Below are 25,333 nucleotides of genomic sequence, written 5' to 3'. Positions count from 1 at the left end.
AACCGACGCACGAACACCATCCACCCCGTCGTCGCCGAGGTGACGGCCCGCATCAGCGAGCGGAGCCGGCCCGACCGGACCGCCTACCTGCAGCGCCTCGACGCTGCCGCCGAGCGCGGCCCGGCTCGCGGGCGGCTGGCCTGCGCCAACCTGGCCCACGGGTTCGCCGCGTCCGGGCCGGTCGACAAGGCCGCGCTGCGGGGCAACGTGAAGCCCAACGTCGCGATCGTCTCGGCCTACAACGACATGCTGTCGGCGCACCAGCCCTTCGAGTCCTTCCCGGCCCAGCTCAAGCGGGCCGTGATCCGCTCGGGCGGCATCGCGCAGTTCGCCGGCGGCGTACCGGCCATGTGCGACGGCATCACCCAGGGCCGCGACGGCATGCAGCTCTCCCTGTTCAGCCGCGACGTGATCGCGATGTCGACCGCCATCTCGCTGTCGCACGACATGTTCGACGCCGCGCTGATGCTCGGCGTCTGCGACAAGATCGTGCCCGGCTTGTTGATCGGCGCGCTGTCGTTCGGCCATCTGCCCACGGTCTTCGTGCCGGCCGGCCCGATGACCTCGGGACTGCCCAACGACGAGAAGGCCGCGATCAGGCAGCGGTACGCCGCCGGCGAGATCGGTCGCGAGGAACTGCTCGAGGCCGAGTCGGCGTCGTACCACTCGGCCGGCACCTGCACCTTCTACGGCACCGCCAACTCCAACCAGATGCTGATGGAGGTCATGGGCCTGCACCTCCCGGGCGCCAGCTTCGTCAACCCAGGCACCCCGCTGCGTGCCGCCCTGACCGACGCCGCCGCGGCCCGGTCGACGGCACTGACCGCGTGGGGCGAGAGCTTCACGCCGGTGGGCCGGATCGTCGACGAGAAGGCGATCGTCAACGGTTGCGTGGCGCTGCTCGCGACCGGTGGTTCGACCAACCACACCGTGCACCTCGTCGCCATCGCTCGCGCGGCGGGCATCACCCTCACCTGGGACGACCTGGCCGACCTGTCGGCCGTCGTACCGCTGATGGCGCGGGTGTACCCCAACGGCAAGGCCGACGTGAACCACTTCCACGCCGCCGGCGGGCTGGCGTTCACCGTGCACTCGCTGCTCAAGCACGGGCTGCTGCACGACGACGTCGAGACCGTGGCCGGGCACGGGTTGTGGCGCTACACCACCGAGGCCCGCCTGACCGGCGTCGGTGACAAGGCCGAGCTCACGTGGGAGGAGGGCACCAAGCGCAGCCACGACACCGACGTGCTGCGCGGCGCCGACGACCCGTTCGCGAAGGACGGTGGACTACGGATGCTCGACGGCAACCTCGGCCGTGCGGTGATCAAGACCTCGGCGGTCAAGGCCGAGCAGCGCCAGGTGAAGGCACCGGCCCGGGTCTTCGACGACCAGGCCGACTTCCTGCGTGCCTTCGAGGCCGGTTCCCTCGAGGGCGACTTCGTGGCGGTGATCCGCTTCCAGGGCCCGGCGGCCAACGGGATGCCGGAGCTGCACAAGCTGACCCCGGCCCTCGGGGTCCTCCAGGACCGCGGCCAGCGGGTCGCGCTCGTCACCGACGGCCGGATGTCGGGCGCGTCGGGCAAGGTCCCGGCTGCCATCCACCTCACCCCGGAGGCATCGGTCGGCGGACCACTCGCCCGGGTGCAGGACGGCGACCTGGTCAGTCTCGACGCCGACACCGGCCTGCTCGACGTGCACGTCTCGGCGTACGACCTAGAGAACCGGCCCGTCGCCCGGGCTGACGACTCGCTGGTCTTCGGGACGGGACGGGAGCTGTTCGCCGCCTTCCGCTCCCACGTCGGCCCGGCCGACCAGGGTGCCAGCGTGTTCCCGACCCACGGTTTCGTGGAGGACCTCGATGCCTGAGTCGTTGCTCGACCGCGTGCCGGTCATCCCCGTCGTCGTGCTCGACGACGTCGCCCATGCCGTTCCCGTCGCCCGGGCCCTCGTGGACGGAGGCGTGCCCGTGATCGAGCTGACCCTGCGCACGCCTGCGGCGCTGGACTGCATCGAGCAGATCGCGAGCAACGTGCCCGACATCCTCGTCGGGGCGGGCACGATCGTCGTACCCGAGCAGGCCAAGCAGGCGCTCTCCGCGGGCGCGCAGTTCCTGGTCTCCCCCGGTACGACGGACGAGCTGGCCGCCTCCATGCAGGAGACCGGGCTGCCACACCTGCCCGGCGCCGCCACGGTCAGCGAGGTCATCCGACTGCTCGAGCTCGGCTACCGGGAACTGAAGTTCTTCCCGGCCGAGGCCTCCGGCGGATCTGCCTTCCTCAAGGCGGCCGGTGCTCCGCTGCCCCAGGCCAGGTTCTGCCCCACGGGCGGGATCACCCCGGACAGCGCACCGTCGTACCTCTGCCTGGCCAACGTCGGCTGCGTCGGCGGCAGCTGGCTGACACCGACGGACGCGATCGCCCAGGGCGACTGGGCACGGATCAGCCGGCTGGCCGCCGAGTCGACCTACCTGGCCGCCTGACGTGGTTCAGCTGGCGCCGAGCGAACGCCAGTAGGCGTTGAGCGCGCCGTTCGTCTTCACGAACCACACGATCAGCCCGACGAAGAAGAACCACCCCAGGAGCAGCGCCCACAGCCCGGTGATCGCGCTCACCGGGCGTGCCTGACCGCGCCGTTCGTAGAGGTCGCCCACCTCGTTGGAGTTCAGGAAGGGCATCACGATGCCGATGAAGATCGCGAGGATCAGCGCCACGCCGCCGCCGATGCCCTGGCCGGAGTGACGCTTCATCTCGTCGTGCGTCTTGTAGTACCAGTACCACGTGTAGAAGCCGAGCGTGACGATCGTGAGCAGCACGCAGGTGCCGGTGCTGCGCACCTGACCGACCGGTCCGGTCATCGCCAGCTGCCCCGGCGGCGGCGGCGGCATCATCTGGCCGTACCCGGGTGCGACGGTGGCCGGCGGGGGTGCGGTCGGCGGGACCTGCTGTCCCGGATCACTGGTCTCCGACATGGCTCTCCTCCTGGGACGGGGCCGGCGCGAGATCGCCGGTCGATCGTCACCCTAGGCGCCAGCGCCTGCCGAGTTCTGTGGTTTGCCGGACGCGGCAGCACGGCAGTCCCTACCGTGGAGCCATGCCTCGTGTCCGATTCGTCCGTTTCTCGGTGCTGGCCGGCCTTGCCGGGCTGGCGGTCCTGACGACCTTGCAGGCCGCTCCGGCGCCGGTCGCGGCCCCTTCCGCCGACCCGCAGCTCGCCTCGGCCTGGGTGCCTCCGAACCCCACCAACGCCGGCAAGATCTTCCGCTGGGGCAACAAGCAGTGGGGCGACGAGTTCGTGAACCCGCTGTCCTCGACCTGGAAGGTGAACCGTCCGGGCCTGGTACGCAACCAGCACGGGATGCTCACCCTCGACACCGCCAGCACGGGCGCGACCGTGTACGCGACGTACAGCGGGCACAACCGCACCTACGGCCGCTGGGAGGCCCGCGTCCGCGGACGGCAGTACGGGTCGGGGGGCCGGCCGTACACGCTGTACTGGGAGCTGGTGCCGAGCAGCCAGCCCTACCACTGCGGCGCCGGCAACCTCGTGCTGAGCCAGTACACGCTGGGCACCAACACCGCCGAGATGCACGTGCGCAACCTGCCGAACACCGACTTCACCACGAGCCGGTGGATGTACCTCAACGACAACGAGTTCCACACCTTCGCCGTGGAGGTCACCCCCGACCACGTCTCCTGGTTCGTCGACACCAAGGTGATCCGCACCGAGCGGCGACCCGCGGCGCTCGAGGGCGTCGCCCTGATGCCGCGCTTCCGGGTGCAGGGCGTGGCCGGGGCCAAGATGAACCGCGGCCGGATGCAGATGGACTGGATGCGCTACTACACCCTCGACCGCGCGAACGCGCAGTCGATCGAGGCACCGGCGCTCACCCAGTCGACCTACGCCCCCGCCTGCTGATCGGCGGGTCAGTCCCTGAAGACCGGGGCGCGACCGTCGTGGCGGGCCGCCACCGCCTCGTCGAAGTTGTCGGTGAGCAGCCGGACGTAGAGCTGGCCGAGGCCCTCCGCGTTCATGTGCTGCGACAGGCTGCCGGCGTCGAGGCCTGACCACAACGTGCGCTTGGTCAGCTCCACACCAGGCCGACTCCAGCCCGCGATCCGGGTGCCGACCTCGATCGCCGCCGGCAGCAGCTCGTCGGCCGTGACCACGCGCGAGACGAGGCCTATGCGCTCGGCCTCGGCGGCATCGACGTCGCGCCCGGTGAGCATGATCTCGAACGCGCGCGAGGACCCGATCGCCCGAGGCAGCAGGTAGCTGAGCCCGAGCTCGCTCGCGGTCAGCCCGTTGTTGATGCCGGCGGCGCGGAAGAAGGCTCCCTCCGCGGCGAGCCGGATGTCACAGGCCAGGGCGAGGCACAACCCGCCTCCGATCGCCGCACCGTTGACCGCTGCGATCACCGGCTGGTGCAGGCCGCGCAGGGCCAGCACGACCTCGTCGAGGATCTCCATCGCGCGCAGCGCCACCGTCGCCTGCGTGAGCCCCGAGGTGTTCGGCATCCGACCGCGCTCACCGCTCTGGTCGGCACCGGAGCAGAAGCCGCGGCCGGCCCCGGTGAGCACGACGGCGCGCACGTCGTTGTCGTCGGACAGCTCGCGCAGTCGTGCACGTAACGGGACCATCACGTCGAACGACATCGAGTTCATCCGCTCGGGCAGGTTCAAGGTGACCTGGGCGACGCCGGCTACCGGCCGGTCGACGAACACGTGATCCATGCGCCGAGTATGGCGGTCGCGAGCTTGCCCCGGAACGGCGAGGGCCCGGGCCGTGAGACCCGGGCTCTCGTCGTCCTACAGGACGTGTGTCAGTTGCTCTTCAGCAGGATGCTCACGCTCGCGCCGCGGGAGCTGTCCCCGTTGGCGGTCGCGGTCAGCTGGCCCTGGGCACCGGCGGCGACCGGACCGTTGCTGTCGGCGAACAGTCCGACGGCGTGGGCACTGCCGGTGTCCGAGGGCAGACCCTGCGCACGGACGGTCGGCGCGTTGGGACCGGTGGGCGCAGCGATCGTGGTCGAGGTGTTCGACCGGTCGGCCCAGTAGGTCAGCAGCCAGTTCGTGCTCCCGCTCGAGGTGACGGCCGGGCTGGTGTGGGCGGCGCCGGCTGCGTTGTCGATCTTGGAGGCGGACACCGCGATCGGTGTGGTGCCGTCGGTGTTGCGGTAGACGGCGACGGTGACGTCGGACTTGGCGATCGCCGAGGCCGTCACGGTCACCTTGACGTTGGCGGCGGTGTCGGCAGCGGTCGCCGTCTTCGTGTAGGCCCGCAGGGCCATCGCGCTGGAGCCGTTCTTGTTCTCGATCTCGGTCCAGCCGCTCGGACCGGTGTAGGTCGGCGTGATGCTGGCGGCGCCGAAGAACAGCACCATGGTGTCTCCGACGTGCACCCCGCTCGGCAGCGTGACCGTGGCCAGGGTGCGGTTGCCGGCGGTCGACGCCGCACCGATGAACGCGACGTTGCTGACCGGGTCGACGCCGGGGTCGGTCGGGTTCGCCGTCTGGGTGTCGGTCGCGGTGTGCCCGTGGCCGTCGCTGACCGTCAACGTCACCGTCTGGGCCCCCGAGGCGGCGTAGGTGTGTGACGGGTTGGTCTCCGTCGACAGCGGCGTGCTGTCGCCGAAGTCCCAGCTGTAGCTCAGCGTGTCGTTCTCCGGGTCACTCGAGGTCGACCCGGTGAACGAGCAGGTCAGGTCGGTGCAGCTGACCCCGGTGATGTGCGCGGTCGGAGCCGTGTTGGGCGGGTCGGTCGGGTTCGCCGTCGCCGTGTCGGTGGCGGTGTGCCCGTGGCCGTCGCTGACCGTCAACGTCACCGTCTGGGCCCCCGAGGCGGCGTAGGTGTGTGAGGGGTTGGTCTTCGTCGACAGCGGCGTGCTGTCGCCGAAGTCCCAGCTGTAGCTCAGCGTGTCGTTCTCCGGGTCACTCGAGGTCGACCCGGTGAACGAGCAGGTCAGGTTGGTGCAGCTGACCCCGGTGATGTGTGCGGTCGGAGCCGTATTGGGCGGGTCGGTCGGGTTCAGCGTCGCCGTGTCGGTCGCGGTGTGCCCGTGGCCGTCGTTGACGGTCAACGTGACCGTCTTCGCACCGGCGGAGCCGTAGACGTGGGTGGGGTTGGCGGTGGTGCTGTGCGCGCTGTTGTCGCCCCAGTTCCAGTCGTAGGTCAGCGTGTCGCTGTCGGGGTCGCTGGAGCTCGAACCGTCCGGGGAGCAGGACAGGTCCGTGCAGCCGGTGCTGGTGATGTGCGCCGTCGGAGCCGTGTTGACGATTGGGTCGGTGGGCGCTGCGGTCACTGTGTCGGTGCCGGTCGCGTTCTGCGGGTCGGTGACGGTCAGCGTGACGGTCTTGGTGCCGCTGGACCCGAAGGCGTGCGACGCCGTGGCGGTGGTGCCGTGGGTGGTGCCGTCACCCCAGTTCCAGTCGTAGGTCAGCGTGGCGCTCTCCGGGTCGGTCGACGAGCCACCGTCGAAGGAGCAGGTCAGGTCGGTGCAGCCCACCAGCGCGGCGTGGGCCACGGGGTTCTGGTTGGGAGCCGGAGCACCCTGGCCGCTGAGCAGCACGCTGAAGGTCAGCCCGGAGTTCTTGCTGCTCGGGTCCGCCGTGGCGTTCAGGCCGCCCTGGACGCCACTGCTGACCCGGCGGTTGCTGTCGGTGAGCAGCGAGGAGACGTGACCGGTCCCGGACGCCGTGCCCTCGGAGCGCTGGGTCTGTCCGGTCGGACCGGTCCATCCCGTCGTGGTGGAGCCCTTGTCGGACCAGTAGCTCAGCAGCCAGCCGGTGCCGTTGGGCGCCGTGACCGTCGGGGTCTGGTGCACGACCGTCGAGACGGTCTGGCTGGTGCCCTCGACCGCGGCGACCGCCGGCGAACCGATGCCACGGTAGACGGCGAGCGTCATGTCGTCCTTGACGAGCACGGGGGTGCCATCGGCGGCGCTGGTGGTCACGACCGTGACGGCGGTGCCGGCCAGGTCGGAGGCGGTGGCCGTCTTCGTGTAGACCTTGCCCATCTGGGTGCCGGCGCTCTCGCTGTCCGCCTGGGTCCAGCCTGCAGGACCGGTGAAGACGGGCGTCGTCGAGTTGGCGCTGAAGAACAGCACCAGGGTGTCCCCGACCTTGGTGCCGGTGGGCACCGTGATCGTGTGGTTGGAGCGGTTGCCGTTGTTGTTGGCCGAGTTCACGAAGCTGATCGAGTCGGCGTAGCTGGTCACGGTGGCCGTCCGGGTGACCGCGTTGGTCGCACCCTTGTTGTCGGTCACGACCAGCGTCACCGGGCGGTCACCGGCGGAGGCGTAGGTGTGCGTCGCGGTGGCGCCGGTGCCGTGAGCGGTGCCGTCGCCGAAGTCCCAGTCATAGGTCAGCGCGCCACCCTCGGGGTCGGTCGACCCGCTGGCGTCGTAGGAGCACACGAGCTGGTTGCAGGAGATGGAGGCGTTGGCGACCGGCGGGTCGTTCACCGCGGCCGGGCTGACCTGCATCGGGAACAGGGCCCGCGAGGACCAGCCGGTGCCGGCGGCACTGATGACGGCAGCGGTGCCGTTGACGGCGCCGTGGTTGGGCTGGCTCCAGGTGGCCTGCCACAGGTTGCCCGAGGAGCTGGCGAAGAAGAGCTTGCCGCCAGCGACGAAGGCGCCGCGGACGTTGCGGTAGTCGATGCCGCCGGTGCCGCTGGTGGCGGTGGTGAAGCGCTGCTGGCCGACCACGCCGTCCTCGATCTCGAAGGCCCGACGGTAGAGCACGTTGTTGGCGGTCGTGGTCCCGGACTTCGTGTAGTAGATGAAGCCGCCCGAGTAGAAGATGCTGGTGATCGTCTTCACGTCGGTGTGCCAGTCGGTCTGGGCCACCAGGGCGTCCGAGGTGTTGACCGCGGTGGCGGCGCCGTAGTTGGTGCCGTCGAAGGTCTGCTTGGTCATCGAACCGTCGGTGCTCAGCTTGTAGAGCACGCCGTTGACCATGAACGCACCGACGCTGGTGCTCCAGCCCGGGCCGTTGTTGACGTTGGCGGCCGTGCCGGCGGTGGTGCCGGTGAAGGTGCGCTTCTGCAGCTGGGTGGCTGCGGTCGCGACCTTGTAGACGTCAGCCGGGAGCGTGTTGGACTGCAGCGGCTGCAGCTTGCCGCCACCCGCGAGGGGCAGGAAGGCGATGCGGGCGTGGTAGGTGTTACCGGTCGTGTGCCCGAGCAGCTCGGTGTCGGATCCGACGTACAGGCCGTCGCTCGTGGCGAGCAGGTCCTGGACACCGACGCCGCGGGCGCGAGTCGGGTTCCAGGAGTACGGCATGCCGTTGACCGGGTTCAGCGCGGCGATGCCCTCACGGCTGACCGCACCCTGACCGGCGGTGTCTCCGGCCGACGGGTTGTTCTGCCAGCGCATGTGGCCGCCGGTGTAGACGACGTTGTCGGTGACCTCGACGGTCCAGGTCGTGTCGCCGCCGGTGTACGCCGACCAGGTCACCGGCGTGGCAGCAGCAGTGCCCGAGGACTCGAAGCGGAACACGCCGTCACAGCCGATGGTGCCGCTGTTGCTCTGCGTGCCGCCCCAGGCGCCGGTGGTGGAGACGATGAAGTAGCTGCCGTCCGGGGAGTACTCGACATCGGTCATGTAGGTGTCGAACTTCGAGGAGCAGCCCGCGGTGAACTGGTTGGTCGACCACGTCGAAAGCGTCTGGTGGGCGTTGGGGTCGGCAGGGGCGCTCGCGAAGTTGGCGATGTTGAACTTGGCGATCTGGGACCGCGCCTGGCCGTCGACGGTGGTGAAGTTGCCGACCGCCATCAGCTGGGTGTTCTGCTTGTTGACCGAGATCTGCAGCACGTCGGTGACGGCGCCGGCGATCTCGGGACGGTGGAGCCCGTCGATGACGGCGTTGAAGTAGGGGTCACGCTTGCCGGTGTCGGCGTTCAGCGCGCCGAGACCCTTCTGGGCGATGCCGGCGAAGTGCGTCATCTTGCCGGCGACGAACAGGTGGGTGCCGACCAGCTCGAGGTCGCGGATGTCGCCGCTGATGGTCGGCGCCACGAACGTCGGGTCGATGACTCCGGTGGTGACGTTGATCTTGAAGATGCGGCCCGGCATCGACTGCCCGCCGGCCGAGGTGAACGAGCCGGCGACGTAGACGGACTGGCCGTCCGCGGCCGGCAGCACCTTGTAGACGGTGCCGAGCGGGTTGGGGGCGAAGGTCGTGGAGACCTGGCCGGTGGTGGCGTTGAAGGCGAGCACGCCGACCCGGGTCAGGGTCGTGGAGGTGTTGGCGTTCTGCACCTGGGTGAACTGACCGCCGACGATGATCTGGTTGCCGACCTTGGTGATCGAGTACGTCGAGCCGTCGAGGATGTCCGGCGTGAGGGCGCTCGGCTCGTCGCTGACGATCTTGCCCGTCTGGGGGGCGGTGTTGCCGGTGTCGGCCGCCTGGGCGGCTGGCGTCAGGGTCGAGACACCCGTCGCCACCAGAACGACGAACAGCAACATGGAGAAGTACTTGCGCACTCGGATGACCCCCGTAGGCAAACGCGACACCGCGCTCCCGGCGGCGCGTTCGCATATCCTCCCCCCGCTTCCGGGGATCGCCCAGAACCGGACAGAACCGGTCTGGTCCACCGATCAACCACCCACAGACTTTCACCCGATAGGTCCGATTTAGGTGGTATGAGCGCCTGGCCGCGCCTAGATCTCTTCGATCGGCGCGATCTCCGCGGCCTCCTCGGCAGCAGCTTCCTCGCGCTCGGTGAGCGCATCGGTCAGCAACGTCACCAGCGCCTCGAGCTGCACGTCGGCCGAGGACGAGACCTCTTCGTCGGAGCCGTCGAGCGCCCGAGCCGCGAGCCCGGCCTTGCTGTCGATCAGCTCGGCGATGCGGGTGTCGATGGTCTGCGCCGCGATCACGCGCCAGGCCGTGACCGGCTCGTCCTGGCCGATCCGGTGGATCCGGTCGATGGCCTGGGTCTGCTCGGCGTCGGTCCACGAGAGCTCGGCCAGCACCATGTTGGAGGCCACCTGGAGGTTGATGCCCACGCCGGCCGCGCTCAGCGAGCAGACGATGACCGCGACGTCGGGGTCGTTGACGAAGGCCTCGATGTTCTTCTTGCGGGCGTTCGGGGTCTGGTCGCCGCGGATCGAGGAGTAGCGGAGCCCACGCTTCTCGAAGGTCGCCTCGGCGGTGTCCATCACGTCGATGTGCTTGGCGAAGAAGACGACCTTGCCGACGCTGCGGGCGAGCTGGGCGGTGTAGTCGGCAGCAAGCCCGGCCTTGGCCTGGCCGATGCGCCGCATCATGTTGAACACGTTCTCGCCCGAGCCGGCGTCGCTGTCCTCGCGCTCCCACGACGCCACCCGGCGGACCAGCTCGTGGTCGATGCCCTCGACGACCACGCCCGAGGTGCGGGTGGCCAGGGCACTGTCGTAGCGGCGTACGAGGCGACGCGCGAGCTCGCGCTCGGCCTCGCGGATGGAGCGGCCGACCTCGTCGTCGAGCTCGACCGGCAGGTCCGCGACCCGACGGGCCGGGATGTCGGCGGCCACGTCGACCTTGCGGCGACGCACGATGCCCATGTCGATGACGGCGGTGCGTGCCGCGGCGTAGAACCCGCGGTCGGCCGGAGTCAGCCCGTTCTCCTCGAGCGCCAGCATCAGCTCGGCACGCGGTTTCTTCTCGTCGATCCAGCCGAGGAACTGCCAGATCGCGCGGAAGTCCTCGATGTCGTTGATCAGCGGGGTGCCGGTCAGCGCCATCAGGAGCGGGCGGCCCATCCGGGCGCGGATCCGCTCCGAGAGCTCGAGCACGTGCTGGGAGCGCTGCGAGGACTTGTTCTTGATGAAGTGCGCCTCGTCCACGACCATGCCGCGGAAGCCGAGGTCGCCCAGCCAGCCGACGTGGCGGTCCAGCACCTCGTAGTTGACGACCACGATGTCGGCGAAGCCGTCGACGTTGTCGCCGTCGCCGTGGATGACGGTCGCCTTGCGACGGGGTGTCCAGAGCTCGGCCTCGTGGGCCCAGTTGGCCTTGACGACGTTGGGTACGACGGCCAGCAGCGGGTAGGCGTTGGCAGCCTGTGCAGCCAGCAGGGCCTGGGCTGTCTTGCCGAGGCCGGGCTCGTCGGCCAGCAGGAAGGTGCGGTGGCCGGCCTTCGCGGCGGCGACGACCTGCGCCTGGTGGTGCATCAGCTCCTGGCCGCCCGGCGCCCACAGCGAGGTCGGCTCGGGGAGCGGCATGCACGAGGTGGCCCCGGCCGAGGGCTCCTCGAACGCACGGAACAGCGGGCCGAGGAGCTCCCAGGTGGCGAGCGCTCGCGGCTGCACGTTGCGCGGCGCCGCGTTGGAGAAGTCGGGGGCGAGGAACGGGTTCGCCAGCTGGCGGGAGATCACGGACTGGGGCACCACGCGTCGTTCGGCGGGGCGGTCGGAGGTCGTCTCGGGGGCCGGCTCCTCGACCTCGGCCTCGACACCACCGGCCTCGAGCATCTCGCGCTTCAGCGCCTTGGCGGCGTCGGAGACGACGGCGTCCTCACCGAGCAGCTCGAAGAGGGAGGGGTTGCGCGCGGCGGTCTTGGCCAGGATCGTCGCGATGCCGTCGAGCCGCTTGAGCTGTCCGTCGCGCTGGGCCTCGGTGCTGTCCTTGTCGGCCTTGATGCGGGCGCGTTCATCGCGCACGAGCAGCGCCACCACCTGGAACATGGTGCGGTCGGAGACTCGCATCGTGCCGCGCTCGACCCTGGTCTCGATCTCGCGCACCTTGCGGGCGAGGACCGGGATGATCCCCTCGTTGTCGCGTGCCCGGGCACCCTGCTGGTCCCGTTGCGGCGTACGGCGACCCCGCGGTTGACGTCTGCTCTGACGAGCCACTCACTCCTCCTCCGGAGTATCCGGGGCACCTACGCACACCGGACCACATCCGCTCGCACCCATGGCCGGCGCGACCGGGCGTCGTACGGAACGGGCCTGGATGCGGCTGCTCCGCGACGCGGCCCGCGGACCTGAGAGAGGTCGACGCTTCGGGCCCGATGGCCCATCCACGCTGCGGTGCCGTGGCCAATACTAGCGCGATCCGGGTTTCTGTCCGGCTCCGACCCGTCAGGAGTTCCCATGGGAAGCGACTTCTCCGAGGCCACCGCTACCGACGCCGTCGTCGAGAGCTTCGCCGAAACACCCGACGCGCGCCTGCGCGAGGTGATGCAGTCCTTCACCCGGCACCTGCACGCCTTCGTCCGCGACGTGGAGCCCACCCAGGGCGAGTGGGAGGCCGCGATCGGGTTCCTGACCGCGGTCGGCCACCTCTCCGACGACCGGCGTCAGGAGTTCATCCTGCTCTCCGACGTCATGGGCGTCTCGATGCTGGTCGACGCGATCAACAACCGCCGACCGGTCGGCGCGACGGAGTCCACCGTGCTCGGCCCGTTCCACGTCGTCGAGTCGCCGGCCCGTGCACTCGGCGATGACCTGGCCGAGGCCCACGAGGCGCCCCGGTGCCTGGTCCGCGGCCGGGTCCTCGACCTCGACGGCCGACCCGTCGCCGGCGCGCTGGTCGACGTCTGGCAGGCCGACGACCAGGGCTTCTACGACGTGCAGAAGGATGACCTGGCGCCCGACCTGCGTGGGCTGTTCACCTGCGACGAGGTCGGCCGGTTCTGGTTCCGGACGATCGTGCCGCTCCACTACCCGATCCCCGACGACGGTCCCGTCGGCGCGCTGCTGCGTGCGACGGGACGGCACCCCTACCGGCCGGCGCACATCCACTTCATCGCCGGCGCGGCCGGGCACAACCCGGTCACCACCCACCTGTTCGTGGAGGGCAGCCCCTACCTCGAGGACGACACCGTGTTCGGGGTGAAGCAGAGCCTGGTGCGCCCGGTCAGGCAGGAGGACGACGAGGAGACCGCGACGAGCCTGGGCCTGCCCAACCCGTTCCAGGTCATCGACTTCGACATCACCCTGGCCGAGGACAGGTCACCCACGGGCGGCTGATCGCAGCCCGCTTCCCACCCGGTGCAGGTGCCGCAGCCCGATGGCGTACGCCGCGAACGGCGCCGCCTCGGTGTAGCCGACCCCTCGTCGCTCGCAGAAGTCACGGACGACCGGCTGGGCCAGGCGCAGGTTGGGACGTGGCATGTTCGGGAACAGATGGTGCTCGATCTGGTAGTTCAGACCGCCGATCGCGGTGTCGATGAACCGGCTTCCCCGGATGTTGCGGGAGGTCAGGACCTGCCGGAGCAGAGGGTCGACGGCCTGCTCGGCGTCCATCACCGGCATCCCCTTGTGGCCCGGGGCGAAGGACATCCCGAGGTAGATCCCCTGCAGGCCCTTGTGCACACCGATGAACGCGAGCACCTGGACCCAGGTGAGCGTGGTGGCCAGCAGGGCGGCGTACGCCAGGAAGTGCCCGGCCAGCAGCACCGACTCGCTGGACCGGCCACGCAGACCGGGCTTGAACAGCTGGCGGACGCTGGAGACGTGCAGGTTGAAGGCTTCTCCCAGCAGCATCGGGAAGAACAGGCCGGCCTGATGACGCGTCAGCCAGGCCAGGAATCCTCGCCGCTGGTCGGCCTGGCCGGCATCGAAGACCAGGGCACCGGCGTAGACGTCCGGGTCGGTGTCGAGGTCGTTCGGATGTGCGTGGTGGAGGTTGTGCTTGGCCACCCACCAGCTGTAGCTCAGGCCACCGAGGAGGTTGCCGCACACGACTCCGAGGCGGCGGCTGGTACGCGAGCTGTGGGTGACCTGCAGGTGGCCGAGGTCGTGGCCGAGGAACCCCAGCTGGGTGGAGACCACTGCCAGCACCGGTGCCAGTGCCAGCAACGCCCAGGAGTGGGACCACATGACCATGCCGGCGACGACGAGGCCGCCGACGACAGCGATCACGGCGAAGACACCGGCGTAGAACCAGGGCCGCCGGTCCAACAGGCCCAAGGCCCTGATCTCGCGGGCGAGATCGCCGTAACCGTTGGCGGCGGGTGAGGGACGGATCGAGTTGCTGGCCACAGGGGCTCCCGGTGTCGGGCTGGCGCCGCCGGGGTCTGGAGTGGCTGGGCCTCCAACCTACTCGCACCTGGGTGGACGGGCAGGAAATGCTTGGCCCGCCTCACTCCTGCGGCGGGTCCTCCCCGACGAGGCCGTCGACCGCCTCGCGGAACAGGTCGGCGTGCCCGACGTGCCGGGCGTACTCGTCGTGCAGGTCGACCAGCATCCGGCGCAGGTTCGGCGTCCACTCACCGAACGGGATCGCGATCGGCCGGTCGAGGCCGCCGTCGGCGAGGGCCGCGGCGGTCGCGGCCTTCGACCTCTCCACGGCGGTGCGCCACAGGTCGTAGAGCTCCTCGGGGGAGTCGTCGGCCGACGTCCGCCACTCGAAGTCGGGGTCCTCCCCCGGGTCGATGGTGTCCCAGGGCGGAGCGGGGCGCCGACCGGTGATGGCCCGGGCCATCATTCGTTCCTCGACGCCGGCCATGTGCTTGACCAGGCCGCCGATCGTCATCGCGCTCGGCGGGTGCGGCTGTCGCAGGGCAGCGGCGTCGAGGCCGCCGACCTTCCACGCGAACTGCGCCCGCGAGCGAGCGAGGGCGAACAGCAGCATCTCCACCTCGTCGGGGGTGAGCGAGGGCTCGTCGATGTGGGTGTCCAGGGTCGTGGTCGATGTGGGGTTCGGGGCGGTGTTCTCAGTCATGGCGCGACGCTAGTGTCGGTTCCGGACGTTCCACTTCCGGATCAGGAGACGCCGTGCCCGAGATCAGCCCGACGGCTCGCGCGCTGCAGGCGCTCGAGCTGATCCAGGGCAGTCCGGGCATCACGGCGGGGCGGCTGGCTGACAAGCTCGGCGTCTCAGAGCGGGCCGCGCGGCGCTACGTCACCATCCTGCGCGAGGCCGAGATCCCCATCGACTCCGTCCGCGGACCGTACGGCGGCTACCGGGTCGGCCGCGGGCTCCGGCTGCCGCCGCTGGTGTTCAGCGCCACCGAGGCCCTGGGCCTGGTGATGGCCGTGCTCGACGGGCACCACCAGGCGGGCGATCCGGCCGACCCGGTCGGCAGTGCGCTGGGCAAGATCGTCCGGGCCTTGCCCGAGCCGGTGGCAGCGCAGGCCGAGGCGGTGCGTCGCACCGCCGCGCCCGCACCAGACCGCGCCGCTGCCCGCCCGGAGTCCGGCACCACGATCGCGCTGGTGGAGGCCTGCGGCCAGCACCGGCTGACCAGGATCGACTACCGCTCCGAGGCCGGGTCGGCCTGGACCGTCGACGTCGAGCCGTGGGCGGTCGTCGTACGCCACGGTCGGTGGTACCTCCTGTGCCAGGTCCCGGCCAAGGACGCCGTCCGCGCCTACCGGGTCGACCGCGTGCAGTCGGTGGACCTGCTCGACCGCACCTTCACTCCGCCGAGCGAGCTGGACCCGGTCGGCCTGCTCGAGGACCACCTCGCGGTCGGCTGGGAGTTCGACGTGGAGGTCGTCATCGATGCTCCTGTCGAGGAGGCCAGGCGCTGCGTCCCCCGTGCCCTCGGCCGGCTCGAGGAGGTCGACGACCACACCTCGCGGCTCACGGCGAGCACCGGCAACCCCTACTGGTACGCCGAGCAGCTGACCGCCATCCCGGCCTCGTTCCGGGTCCTCGGCGGGGTCGAGCTGCAGCACACGACCCGCGAGCTGGGGCAGCGGCTGCTCGACGCGGGAGCCAGCGACTAGTCAGCCGGACGGCTCCGGACCCTGCGCACGATCAACCGGGTCTCGTTGACGGCGAAGCCCACGACCAGCAGGACCGCCGAGACGACGCCCCAGACCAGTCCAGCGACCGGGGCGATGTCGCACTCCTCGCCAGATCCGCACTGGGTGCCGGAGAAGATCGACGTGGCCGCACTCGCCGCCACGATCACGATGACCACGGCGCTCACGGTGTAGGCGCCGAACCGCCGCAGCACGGTGGGCTGCAGGCTTCCCCACCAGCACGCGAGCACGACCGCGACGACCAGCGGGACGAACCCGAGATCCTGCGCCTCCACCCACACCACCCCCCTGCGTCAGTCCGGCATGCCCTTGAGCCGCCGACTGACGGCGGCCTCGGCCTCGCGACCGGCCTGGCGCTCGGCGAGCGCGTGCCGCTTGTCCCAGGACTTCTTGCCACGGGCCAACGCGATCTCGACCTTGGCGCGACCGTCCTTGAAGTAGAGCTTGAGCGGCACGATCGTCAAACCGCTCTCGCTGACCCGACGCTCGATCTTGTCGATCTCGGCGCGGTGGAGCAGCAGCTTGCGCTTGCGTCGCGACGCGTGGTTGGTCCACGTCGCCTGCTCGTACTGCGGGATGTGCACGCCGTGCAGCCAGATCTCGCCGCCGTCGATGTCGGCGAAGCCGTCCACCAGAGAGGCCCGCCCCGCGCGCAACGCCTTCACCTCGCTGCCCTGGAGGACGATCCCAGCCTCCCAGGAGTCGCCGAGGTGGTAGTCGTGCGCCGCCTTGCGGTTGCGCGCGACGACCGGATCGGTCTGGGGCTTCTTCATCCCGGTGATTCTGCCAAGAAGTCAGGAGAGGCCGAGGATGGTCCCATCGTCGGCCAGGTCGATGCGCGAGGCGGACGGGTCGCGCGGCAGCCCGGGCATCGTCATCATGTCGCCGCACACCACCACGACGAAGCCGGCGCCGGCCGACAGCCTGACCTCGCGGACGTGCAGCTCGTGACCTGAGGGCGCACCCAGGGAGGCCGGGTCGGTGGAGAAGGAGTACTGCGTCTTGGCCACGCACACCGGCAGTCCGCCGTACCCGTCCCGCTCGACGCGCTGCAACCGTCGACGCGCCTTGGCCTCCCACGTCACGATGCCGGCGCCGTAGAGCCGGGCCGCGATGGCCTCCACCTTCGCGGTCAGCGACAGGTCGTCGTCGTAGGTGAAGGAGAAGGTGTACGGCGAGGGCTCGTCCATCGCCTGCAGCACGCCCTTCGCGAGGTCGTGCGCCCCGACTCCGCCGTCGACGAAGTGGGTGGCCGGGAAGGCACGGACTCCCTCGGCTGCGACGAGCTCGACCACCTTGGCCACCTCGGCGTCGGTGTCGGTCGGGAACCGGTTGACCGCGACGACGCACGGCACGCCGTACACCTCGCGGATGTTGTGCAGGTGCCGACGCAGGTTGACCATCCCGGCCTCGACCGCACCGAGGTCCTCGGTGCCGAGGTCGGCGAGGGCCACTCCGCCGTGGTACTTCAGTGCCCGCACCGTCGCGACCACGACCGCCACGTCGGGACGCAGGCCGGACTTGCGGCACTTGATGTCGACGAACTTCTCCGCCCCCAGGTCGGCTCCGAAGCCGGCCTCGGTGACCACCATGTCGGCCAGCCGCAGGCCGGCGCGAGTGGCCATCACCGAGCTGCAGCCGTGGGCGATGTTGGCGAACGGGCCGCCGTGCACGAAGGCCGGAGCGCCCTCGAGGGTCTGCACCAGGTTGGGCGCGAGCGCGTCCCGCAGCAGCACCGCCATCGCCCCGTCGGCGCCGAGGTCGCGGGCGGTCACCGGCTGGGTCCCGCGCGTGTAGCCGATCACGATGTCGCCGATGCGACGCTTCAGGTCACCCCAGGACTCGGTGAGGCAGAAGATCGCCATCAGCTCCGAGGCGACCACGATGTCGAACCCGTCCTGACGGGGAAAGCCGTTGGCGTGCCCACCGAGGCCCACGGTGACCTCGCGGAGCGCGCGGTCGTTCATGTCGAGCACGCGCTTCCAGGAAATGTTGCGGACGTCGATGTCCAGCTCGTTGCCGTGGTGCACGTGGTTGTCGATCAACGCCGCCAACAGGTTGTTCGCCGCGGCGATGGCCGCGAAGTCGCCGGTGAAGTGCAGGTTGATGTCGGTCATCGGCACCACCTGGCTGTAGCCGCCACCGGCCGCGCCGCCCTTCATGCCGAACACCGGTCCCATCGACGGCTCGCGCAGGCACGCCACCGTGCGGTGTCCCAGACCGTGCAGCGCATCGGTGAGACCGACGGTGGTCGTCGTCTTGCCCTCACCGGGCGGGGTCGGGGACATCGCGGTCACCAGCACCAGACGACCCAGCGGCCTGTCCGCGAGCGACGCGAGATGGGTCAGGTCGACCTTGGCCTTGTAGTGGCCGTAGGGCACCAGATGCCGTTCCTCGATCCCGAGGGTCTCGGCGGCGATGTCCCTGATCGGGCGCAGCGTTGCGGCGTTGGCGATTTCGATGTCCGACAGCACTGTCGACCCTCCCTGGTGATCCCCCTCTGCGCACGGTAGCCGAGCACCGGCTGGTCAGGCTGGTGCGGCCGCGACGGGTCCAGACCTGTGGGAGGTACGCCGGGTCAGGGACCCAGGTTCGCCGACCACCGCTCCTCGATGCGTCCGAACCTCCACACGGCGAGCGCGACGATCCACGAACCGAGGAACAGCGCGACGATGGCGTAGCCGGCGTAGTCGAGGGGGATGTCGGCGATCGCGCGCAGCGGCCCGGACGTGATCTCGGCCTGGTCGGCGACCACGCCGATCAGCTCGATCGTGCCGATGATCAGCGCCACGGCGACCGAGATCGAGGTGATGGTGATGTTGTAGAACACCTTGCGCACCGGCTGTGCGTTCGCCCAGCCGTAGGCGCCGTTCATCAGCACCCCGTCGACGGTGTCCATCAGGCACATGCCGGCGGCGAACAGGATCGGGAGCACCAGGATCGCGTAGAACGGGAGGCTGAAGGCAGCCGCACCACCGGCGAGCACGAGCAGCCCCACCTCGGTGGCGGTGTCGAAGCCGAGCCCGAACAGCACGCCGACGGGGTAGATGTGCCACGACTTGCGGACCGACCTGGTGAGGCCCCCGAGGAACCGGTTCATGAAGCCACGGTTGTTCAGCTGTTGTTCGAGCTCCGCCTCGTCGTACCGTCCCTGACGCATCTCGCGGGCGACCTTGATGATGCCGAGCAGCACCATCAGGTTGAGGATGCCGAGCACCCACAGGAAGACCCCGGAGACCGAGGCGCCGACCACGCCGGTGACCGAGTGCAGCATCGAGCTGTCATCCTCGACCGGGCCGGCGAGCGCCTTCACTCCGATCGCGAGCAGGAAGGACAGGGCGAACACGATCGTGGAGTGGCCCAGCGAGAACCAGAAGCCGATCGACAGCGGCTTGCGGCTGGTGAGGCCCTCGGCGTTGTCGGCCATCAGCTTGCGGGTGGCGTTGTCGACGGCGGCGATGTGGTCGGCGTCGAACGCGTGGCGCAGACCGAAGGTGTACGCCAGGATGCCGACCCCGGCGGTGAAGACCGGGTTGTCGCCGCCGATCCGGAAGTGCTCGGGCACCACGAGGCCGAACAGGATCCCGAAGCCGACCACGTGCAGGAACACGATGAAGGCGGACATCGCGCAGAGGGACGTCCAGTCACCACGGTCCAAGCTGCGCCAGAACCTGCTCAGGGAGGACACCTCGACAGCCACCTGCTCGGCCGGCACGGTGGCGGTTGCTGCTCCGCTCGCGTGGTCTGTCATCGCCGCTCCTGGTTCGACTCTGCTCGACATTATTTGTACTTGCACACTATTCGCAACAAGGAGACCCAGCGGATGGGGGTCGGTCCCGGGTTTTCCTGTACACCCACGGCGCCCTCACCTATCGTCGAGGCTGACTGTTCGATCAGTCAGTAAGACGAGAGGGGTCGGCATGCGGCGTACCTCGGTGGTCCGGCTGGTACTCGCGTCGAGCCTGGTGGCTCTCGGCGTACTGGCGGGGTGCGATGACTCGGACGGCCCGAAGGCAGCGGCGAAGCCCTCCTCCTCCCCCGCCGCGCAGGCCAGCCCGATCTCGCTGTCGCTGCTGGTCTTCAACGTGGAGTACGGCGGCACCAAGGCCTCCGACGCGGTGATCGCCGACCTGAAGGCCGACGTGGTCGGGGTGCTCGAGTCCTACAACCGGCTGCCGAAGATCGCGGCCGCTGCCGGCTATCCCTACTACGACGTGGGTCTGCAGATCATGTCGAAGTACCCGATCCTCGAACCTTCCGGAGCCGACGGCCTGTACTCCTACATCGAGGTCCGTCCCGGCGAGGCGGTCGCGATGATCAACACCCACCTCGACTACGTGCACGACGGACCGAACCGCCTCAACCGCGGCGCGTCGGTCGCCGACGTGGTCGCCACCGAGAAGGCGGTCCGGCTCTCATCGATCCAGACGCTGCTGCCCTCGGCCACCACGCTGCTCGACCAGGGCTGGCCGGTGTTCCTCACCGGCGACCTCAACGAGCCGTCCCACCTGGACTGGACGGCCGCGACCGCGTCGCAGCACGGCGGCGTCGGCGCCGTCGCCTGGCCGGTCAGCGAGGCGCTGCTGGGCGCTGGCCTGCACGACTCCTACCGCGAGACGCATCCCGACCCGGTCACGGATCCGGGCAACACCTGGGGCGGTGTCGCGGGCAGCGAGGGCAGTCCGCGGCGGATCGACTTCGCCTACGTCGGTGGGCCGGTGGACGTGGTGAGCAGCCAGGTCGTCGGCGAGCGCGGCGGCGACAGCGTCGACCGCGGCTACCCGAAGTGGACCTCCGACCACCGCGCCGTCCTCTCCCGGCTGAAGGTCACCCCGGCACCGATACCGACCACCATCGCCCTGTCCAGCCGGATGACCACGGTCGGCGAGCAGGTGACGGCGTACTTCCGGATGCCGCAGGGCGTCGACAGCGGCACGGTCAGGCTGTCCGGCCCCGCCAGCGCGTCGTACGACGTGAGCGGCGAGTCGGGCACGATCACGGTCCCGACGAGCCAGCTGACCCCCGGGCAGTACCAGGTCGACCTCGTGCACGGCGACGACGTGGTCGCCACCAACCAGCTCTACGTGCGACCCCAGGCGGCGAAGGTCGAGCTGACCACCGACGCACCGACCTACGGGGTGGGCGATCCGATCACCGTGCGCTGGGCCGACGGACCGGCCAACCGCTGGGACTGGATCGGCGTCTATCCCGCCAGGGCCGCCGACCCGGAGAAGGACAGCTACCTGATCTGGGGCTACACCGGCGGTCACGACGCCGGCGCTCTCCCCCCGACCACCGAGGGTGACCTCGTCCTCGGCCGCGAGCACCAGGGCAAGCCCTGGCCGCTGCCGCCGGGTCGGTATGTCGCCCACTACCTGCTCACCGACCAGTACGTCAGCGTCGGGTCGACCACCTTCACCGTGCGCTGAGGATCCGGATCTCGGCGTACCATCCGGGCATGCGCAGCATCGTCGACCACGCTTCCCGGCGTACGGCGGTCGTGCTCGCGACGCTGCTCGTCGTACTCCTGCCGTCGCTGCTGGTCACCACTCCGGACGCGCTCACCACGGCGGTGCTCGCGGTGGCGTGCGCTGTCCTGGTCGGCATGGCCACGGGCCGACCGGGCCTCACGCCGCAGACCCAGGTCGCGATGCGCGCGCACGACGTGACGGACGACCAGCTGCTGCCCGGCCGGGTCACCGACCCGACCCACCACCCGCTGCGTCCTCGTGCTCCTGGAACGGCCTGACGCTCGCCCCGGCGAGCCACGGTCCCGTTCACCCCCACACCTCCAGGAGCACCACATGTCTGTTCTCGACCCCTTGTCGCACGCCCTCGCAGCCCTGCTGGCCGCTGCCCACACCGCTCTCACCTCGCTCGGGGCCGATCCGGCCTCGGGTGTCACCTGGGCTCTGTGCATCGCCGCCCTCGTCGCCATCGTCCGGATCGCCCTGCTCCCGTTGGCGATCCACGGCGTCCGCCAGGCCCACGCCGCGGCGCGAGCGCGACCGCACCTGGCCGCGCTGGCCAAGCGCTACCGCAACCGCAAGGACCCGGACAGCCTCCGTGCGATGGTCCGGGAGCGGCGTCGCATCGCGGCCGAGCACCAGATGTCGCGGTGGAGCCTGCTGCCGCTGCTGGTGCAGGCGCCGATCTGGTTGGCGCTCTACCACCTGGTCTCCCACGTCGCGGCCGGGACACCGGTCGGCGCCGTCAACGCCGGCCTGGTGGCCTCACTGGGCGCGGCCACGGTGCTCGGCGTCCCGCTCGCCGAGCGCGGCTACCTGGGTGCGGGTTGGTCGCATCTGGCCGTGGTGGCGGCCCTGGCGGGTACGGCGGCGCTGCTGTCCTACGTGAACCAGAGGTTCCTGGTCGCCCCCAACACCGTCCTCACCGACGTCCCAGAGGTGATGGCCCGCGTCCAGCGGTCGATGCCGCTCATCTCGGCCGTCGGCCTGCTGGTCGCCGGCGGCGTCGTACCGGTGGCGCTCCTCGTCTACTGGGTCTGCAACGGGGCCTGGACCCTCGGGCAGTCGGCCGTGGTGTGGCGCTGGTTCCCCACACCGGGATCAGCGGCCGCAGCCCGGGCGTCCTAGCGGCCGAGCTGGGCCTCCACGGCACGGTGCACGTTGCCGTGGAGGTGGTCGCGGCCCAGCCTCTCGACCAGGCCCTCGCGGTCGAGGACGGCGCGTACGTCGGGCTTGACCCGCGCGAGCCGGAGCTCGACGCCTGCCTGCGTGCACAGCACGAGCAGGTCGTCGAGCGTGGCGGACCCCTGCGAGTCGAGGAAGTTGATGCCCTCGCAGTCGAGGACGACGCCGTGCGTCTCCGGCTGGGCCTGGATCAGGGTGCGCACCCTGTCCTCGAGCGCGTCCGCGGTGGCGAAGAACAGCCCACCGTCGAGCCGCACCACGACCACGCCGGGAACGAGCTCGTCGTCCGGGTTGTCGAGCACGTCGCGGAACACCTGGGTGCCCGGCTCGCGGCCGAGGGTCGGCATCTGCGGCTGGGTCGCGACGCCGACGAGCCAGAGCAGGGACAGGCCGATCCCGATGATGACGCCGGCCAGTACGCCGAAGGCCAGCGTGCCGATGATCGCTGCCACCGCGATCCAGAAGTCGAAGCGCTTGACCCGGTACATCCGCCGCATCTCCGGCAGGTTCATCATGCCCATCACCACGGCCTCGATGATCAGCGCACCGAGGACCGGCTTCGGCAGCTGCGAGAACAGCGGCGCCAGCACCAGCAGGGTGAGCAGCACCGTCACGCCGGAGGTGATCGAGGCCAACCCGGTCCTTGCGCCCGAGTGGTCGTTGAGCGAGCTCGCCGACAGGCTGGTCGAGACCGGCATCCCGTGGAGCACACCGGAGCCGATGTTGGCAGCCGACTGGGCGAGGGACTCCTGGTCGACGTCGATCTGGTACCGGTGCTTGGCGGCGAAGGCGCGGGCGTCACCCGCGGTCTGCGAGAACCCGATCAGCATCAGCGCGACCGCGGCCACCGCGACGGTCCCGGCATGGTCGACCATCAGGGAGATGTCGGGAATGGCGAAGGTCGGGAGGCCTCGCGGGACGTCCCCGACGAGCGCCACGCCACGGTCGTCGAGGTTGAACAGGTACGACGCCAGCAGCCCTCCGACGACGAGCACCAGTGCCCCCGGCACGTTCGGGGCCACGGACCGCAGCCCGAAGACGACCACCAGAGCGACGACACCGACGACGATCGTCGCGGTGTTGGTGTCACCGAGCGACCCCAGCCAGGACCGCAGCTCCTGGAACGAGTTCGAGCCGGTGACGTCGGTGCCGGTGAGCTTCGGCAGCTCACCGATGACGACGTCGATGGCCGCGCCGAACAGGAAGCCGGTCACGACGGCGCGGGACAGGAACTGCGCGACCCACCCCATCTTGAACACGGCCAGTAGGAGGAAGAGCAGTCCCGAGGCCAGGGTCAGCCCGGCGACGAAGGCGGCGACGTCTCCTCCGCTGGTCAGGCCGGCGGCCGCGACGGCGCTGGCGGCCACCGCGGCCAGGCCCGAGCTCGGCCCCATGGAGATCTGTCGACAGGTCCCGAAGACGGCGTACAACAGGGCCGCGGCCGCCGCCGCGTAGAGGCCGTTCTGCAGGGGGATCCCGGCGATGCCGGCGTACCCCAGGTTCTTGGGCACGATCAGCGCCGCGACGGTCACGCCGGCGATCAGGTCGCCGCGCAGCCAGCTCCGGTCGTAGGTGCGCAGCCAGCCGACGATCGGCAGCAGCCGGGTCACCCTCCCCTGCGGCTCGCTCATGCTCTCCCCATGCGGGCAGGGTCTCAGCGTTCCCGGAGTTCGGGGTCACCCCTTCCGGGTTGGTTCCCGCCCGTGGCACCCGCGGTCACCGCAGCACGAAGCCGGGGACCAGGGGGTCATGGGGATCGATCGAGAAGGTGTGCTCGCCCGTGCGGTAGGCGTTGCCGGTGACCTGCGGGACCACGGCGGCACGTCCGTCGACGTCCACGGTCTCGAGCACCCTCCCGATGAACGTGCTGCCGACGATGGAGTCGTGTCGCAGCACCTTGTCGTCACCCAGTCGGCCGTCGGACGCGAGGACGGCGAGCCGCGCGCAGGTGCCCGATCCGCACGGGGACCGGTCGACCTCGCCGTCGGCGAAGACCGTCACGTTGCGCTGGTGCACCTGGGCGTCGTCGTCACCGAGCTCGTCGTACAGGATCGTGCCGTAGACGCCGTTCAGTCGCGGGTCGGTCGGGTGTACGGCGTGGCTGCTGTCGTTCAGCGCCCACTTGATCTCGCGACCGAGGGCGATGAGGTCGCCGAGATGCTCCGGCGTGACGGACAGGCCGAGCTGCTCCGCTGGCAGGGTGGCGTAGATCGCACCGCCGTACGCCACCGTCACGGAGACCTGTCCCCGCGACGTGCTGACCGGCACCTCGCGTGCGACCACCCAGCTGGCCACGTTCACGAAGTCGACCGCGACCACCCGACCGGCCTCGCAGTGCACCCGCGCGGTGACGCGGCCGGAGGGGACATCGACCACCACGTCGACGCTGCCGTTCTCCGGCGCCTGCACCCGACCGGACTGCACCGCCCACGCCCCGAGGGCGATGGTGCCGTGGCCACAGGCGGTCGAGAACCCGTCCTTGTGCCAGAACAGCACGCCGAGGTGGGCACCGTCGTCGTCGGGTGGCACCACGAAGCCGCCGTACATGTCCGCGTGCCCGCGGGGCTCCGAGCACAGCACGGCGCGCAGCTCCTGCACCGCAGGATCCTCGATCGCCCGGGCCCGCCGCTCGGCCACGGTTGAGCCTGCGATCGGCACCGGAGGCTCGGCCACGATCCGGAACGGCTCGCCGCCGGTGTGGTAGTCGCTGGTCGAGATCGTCGAGGGCAGCACGCCCCGCAGCCTGCCACGCCCATCCGGGGCGCGTGGCATCAGCGACGACCGTGGGCCACGCCTGACCTCCGCCGCTCTGCCAGGTGGACTACATCTCTCGGAGCCTCTGCCTGACACATCTGGTCATGTGACTTGTCTGAATGTTACGCCTCGTGTCACACGCGCACCCCGCGCGTGACCCGAGGAGGCATGACTCATGACTGGTGCACAGCGTTTCGTAGCGACGATCCTGATCGTCATCGCAAGC

Annotated in this window: 20 protein-coding genes; 8 read left to right on the top strand and 12 right to left on the bottom strand. The window is 70.2% G+C overall.

Annotated elements, in window-relative coordinates; all coding sequences use genetic code 11:
- The first annotated feature begins 18 nt into the window (after window positions 1–18).
- Both edd and H976_RS0120830 read left to right on the top strand, forming a co-directional pair.
- Window positions 19–1,866 (top strand): phosphogluconate dehydratase, encoded by a 1,848-nt coding sequence (gene edd / locus H976_RS0120835; protein ID WP_027863100.1) that lies wholly within the window; start codon window positions 19–21, stop codon window positions 1,864–1,866.
- Complete coding sequence (locus H976_RS0120830; protein WP_027863099.1) at window positions 1,859–2,479, top strand: bifunctional 4-hydroxy-2-oxoglutarate aldolase/2-dehydro-3-deoxy-phosphogluconate aldolase; 621 nt, start codon at window positions 1,859–1,861, stop codon at window positions 2,477–2,479. The genes edd and H976_RS0120830 overlap by 8 nt, the downstream gene beginning before the upstream one ends.
- A 6-nt stretch (window positions 2,480–2,485) precedes the next feature.
- Here H976_RS0120830 and H976_RS0120825 read toward each other — a convergent pair whose 3' ends face one another.
- On the bottom strand, window positions 2,486–2,968 hold the full coding sequence (locus H976_RS0120825) for a DUF4234 domain-containing protein (RefSeq protein WP_196804171.1): 483 nt from the start codon (window positions 2,966–2,968) through the stop codon (window positions 2,486–2,488).
- A gap of 122 nt (window positions 2,969–3,090) precedes the next feature.
- Here H976_RS0120825 and H976_RS0120820 point away from each other — a divergent pair, with 122 nt between their 5' ends.
- Window positions 3,091–3,915, top strand: coding sequence for a family 16 glycosylhydrolase (locus tag H976_RS0120820; RefSeq protein ID WP_036227623.1), 825 nt, complete (start codon window positions 3,091–3,093; stop codon window positions 3,913–3,915).
- 8 nt (window positions 3,916–3,923) lie between these two features.
- On the opposite strand, the gene H976_RS0120815 is transcribed toward H976_RS0120820, so the two are convergent.
- The 3 genes from H976_RS0120815 to H976_RS27735 form a co-directional block, all read right to left on the bottom strand.
- A complete protein-coding gene (locus H976_RS0120815; RefSeq protein WP_027863096.1) occupies window positions 3,924–4,730 on the bottom strand; it encodes an enoyl-CoA hydratase in 807 nt (268 codons plus the stop codon).
- A gap of 89 nt (window positions 4,731–4,819) precedes the next feature.
- Complete coding sequence (locus H976_RS31030) at window positions 4,820–9,466, bottom strand: PKD domain-containing protein (RefSeq protein ID WP_304412364.1); 4,647 nt, start codon at window positions 9,464–9,466, stop codon at window positions 4,820–4,822.
- A gap of 195 nt (window positions 9,467–9,661) precedes the next feature.
- Complete coding sequence (locus H976_RS27735) at window positions 9,662–11,836, bottom strand: DEAD/DEAH box helicase (RefSeq protein ID WP_051277219.1); 2,175 nt, start codon at window positions 11,834–11,836, stop codon at window positions 9,662–9,664.
- 240 nt (window positions 11,837–12,076) lie between these two features.
- Here H976_RS27735 and H976_RS0120800 point away from each other — a divergent pair, with 240 nt between their 5' ends.
- Entirely contained in the window at window positions 12,077–12,955 is an 879-nt protein-coding gene (locus tag H976_RS0120800) for a dioxygenase (RefSeq protein WP_027863095.1), read from the top strand.
- On the opposite strand, the gene H976_RS0120795 is transcribed toward H976_RS0120800, so the two are convergent.
- Both H976_RS0120795 and H976_RS0120790 read right to left on the bottom strand, forming a co-directional pair.
- Window positions 12,938–13,969, bottom strand: a complete 1,032-nt coding sequence (locus H976_RS0120795) for an acyl-CoA desaturase (protein ID WP_051277217.1) — start codon at window positions 13,967–13,969, stop codon at window positions 12,938–12,940. The two genes, H976_RS0120800 and H976_RS0120795, sit on opposite strands and share 18 nt — an antisense overlap.
- Before the next feature lie 100 nt (window positions 13,970–14,069).
- Window positions 14,070–14,651: a DUF664 domain-containing protein gene (locus tag H976_RS0120790; RefSeq protein ID WP_051277215.1), complete on the bottom strand. Its 582-nt coding sequence runs from the start codon at window positions 14,649–14,651 to the stop codon at window positions 14,070–14,072.
- Between the two features lie 53 nt (window positions 14,652–14,704).
- On the opposite strand from H976_RS0120790, the gene H976_RS0120785 reads away from it, so the two are divergent.
- The gene (locus H976_RS0120785; RefSeq protein ID WP_027863092.1) at window positions 14,705–15,661 is read left to right on the top strand and encodes a YafY family protein; all 957 of its coding nucleotides are present in this window, start codon (window positions 14,705–14,707) and stop codon (window positions 15,659–15,661) included.
- Here H976_RS0120785 and H976_RS0120780 read toward each other — a convergent pair.
- The 4 genes from H976_RS0120780 to H976_RS0120765 form a co-directional block, all read right to left on the bottom strand.
- A complete protein-coding gene (locus H976_RS0120780; protein ID WP_155918600.1) occupies window positions 15,658–15,975 on the bottom strand; it encodes a hypothetical protein in 318 nt (105 codons plus the stop codon). The two genes, H976_RS0120785 and H976_RS0120780, sit on opposite strands and share 4 nt — an antisense overlap.
- A gap of 18 nt (window positions 15,976–15,993) precedes the next feature.
- Window positions 15,994–16,473: an SsrA-binding protein SmpB gene (gene smpB / locus H976_RS0120775; protein ID WP_027863090.1), complete on the bottom strand. Its 480-nt coding sequence runs from the start codon at window positions 16,471–16,473 to the stop codon at window positions 15,994–15,996.
- Between the two features lie 21 nt (window positions 16,474–16,494).
- Window positions 16,495–18,174 carry a formate--tetrahydrofolate ligase gene (locus H976_RS0120770; protein ID WP_027863089.1) on the bottom strand — a complete coding sequence of 560 codons (1,680 nt, stop codon included), beginning with the start codon at window positions 18,172–18,174 and terminating at the stop codon, window positions 16,495–16,497.
- Window positions 18,175–18,278: 104 nt separating this feature from the next.
- A complete protein-coding gene (locus tag H976_RS0120765; protein ID WP_081683093.1) occupies window positions 18,279–19,451 on the bottom strand; it encodes a HoxN/HupN/NixA family nickel/cobalt transporter in 1,173 nt (390 codons plus the stop codon).
- 169 nt (window positions 19,452–19,620) lie between these two features.
- Here H976_RS0120765 and H976_RS29220 point away from each other — a divergent pair, with 169 nt between their 5' ends.
- Genes H976_RS29220 through yidC form a run of 3 tightly spaced genes read left to right on the top strand, consistent with a single transcriptional unit; the run spans window position 19,621 to window position 22,296 of the window.
- Window positions 19,621–21,129, top strand: coding sequence for an endonuclease/exonuclease/phosphatase family protein (locus H976_RS29220; RefSeq protein ID WP_027863087.1), 1,509 nt, complete (start codon window positions 19,621–19,623; stop codon window positions 21,127–21,129).
- A gap of 29 nt (window positions 21,130–21,158) precedes the next feature.
- On the top strand, window positions 21,159–21,449 hold the full coding sequence (locus H976_RS0120755) for a hypothetical protein (protein WP_027863086.1): 291 nt from the start codon (window positions 21,159–21,161) through the stop codon (window positions 21,447–21,449).
- Between the two features lie 55 nt (window positions 21,450–21,504).
- Complete coding sequence (gene yidC / locus H976_RS0120750; protein ID WP_027863085.1) at window positions 21,505–22,296, top strand: membrane protein insertase YidC; 792 nt, start codon at window positions 21,505–21,507, stop codon at window positions 22,294–22,296.
- On the opposite strand, the gene H976_RS0120745 is transcribed toward yidC, so the two are convergent.
- Complete coding sequence (locus H976_RS0120745) at window positions 22,293–23,984, bottom strand: SulP family inorganic anion transporter (RefSeq protein WP_027863084.1); 1,692 nt, start codon at window positions 23,982–23,984, stop codon at window positions 22,293–22,295. The two genes, yidC and H976_RS0120745, sit on opposite strands and share 4 nt — an antisense overlap.
- Before the next feature lie 85 nt (window positions 23,985–24,069).
- Window positions 24,070–25,086 carry a proline racemase family protein gene (locus H976_RS0120740; RefSeq protein ID WP_027863083.1) on the bottom strand — a complete coding sequence of 339 codons (1,017 nt, stop codon included), beginning with the start codon at window positions 25,084–25,086 and terminating at the stop codon, window positions 24,070–24,072.
- Window positions 25,087–25,333: the final 247 nt, after the last annotated feature.

It is taken from the genome of Marmoricola sp. URHB0036, assembly GCF_000426045.1.
Lineage (GTDB): Bacteria > Actinomycetota > Actinomycetes > Propionibacteriales > Nocardioidaceae > Marmoricola.
The sequence above is the reverse complement of the archived record's forward strand: the minus strand, read 5'-3'. Positions and strand labels throughout refer to the sequence as shown.

What these genes read in the sequence shown, in the direction of transcription:
- H976_RS0120830 (WP_027863099.1), top strand. Translation starts at nt 1,859, where the DNA reads ATGCCTGAGTCGTTGCTCGACCGCGTGCCGGTCATCCCCGTCGTCGTG.
- H976_RS0120825 (WP_196804171.1), bottom strand. Translation starts at nt 2,968, where the DNA reads ATGTCGGAGACCAGTGATCCGGGACAGCAGGTCCCGCCGACCGCACCC.
- H976_RS0120820 (WP_036227623.1), top strand. Translation starts at nt 3,091, where the DNA reads ATGCCTCGTGTCCGATTCGTCCGTTTCTCGGTGCTGGCCGGCCTTGCC.
- H976_RS0120815 (WP_027863096.1), bottom strand. Translation starts at nt 4,730, where the DNA reads ATGGATCACGTGTTCGTCGACCGGCCGGTAGCCGGCGTCGCCCAGGTC.
- H976_RS31030 (WP_304412364.1), bottom strand. Translation starts at nt 9,466, where the DNA reads ATGTTGCTGTTCGTCGTTCTGGTGGCGACGGGTGTCTCGACCCTGACG.
- H976_RS0120800 (WP_027863095.1), top strand. Translation starts at nt 12,077, where the DNA reads ATGGGAAGCGACTTCTCCGAGGCCACCGCTACCGACGCCGTCGTCGAG.
- H976_RS0120790 (WP_051277215.1), bottom strand. Translation starts at nt 14,651, where the DNA reads ATGACTGAGAACACCGCCCCGAACCCCACATCGACCACGACCCTGGAC.
- smpB (WP_027863090.1), bottom strand. Translation starts at nt 16,473, where the DNA reads ATGAAGAAGCCCCAGACCGATCCGGTCGTCGCGCGCAACCGCAAGGCG.
- H976_RS0120765 (WP_081683093.1), bottom strand. Translation starts at nt 19,451, where the DNA reads ATGACAGACCACGCGAGCGGAGCAGCAACCGCCACCGTGCCGGCCGAG.
- H976_RS29220 (WP_027863087.1), top strand. Translation starts at nt 19,621, where the DNA reads ATGCGGCGTACCTCGGTGGTCCGGCTGGTACTCGCGTCGAGCCTGGTG.
- H976_RS0120755 (WP_027863086.1), top strand. Translation starts at nt 21,159, where the DNA reads ATGCGCAGCATCGTCGACCACGCTTCCCGGCGTACGGCGGTCGTGCTC.
- yidC (WP_027863085.1), top strand. Translation starts at nt 21,505, where the DNA reads ATGTCTGTTCTCGACCCCTTGTCGCACGCCCTCGCAGCCCTGCTGGCC.
- H976_RS0120745 (WP_027863084.1), bottom strand. Translation starts at nt 23,984, where the DNA reads ATGAGCGAGCCGCAGGGGAGGGTGACCCGGCTGCTGCCGATCGTCGGC.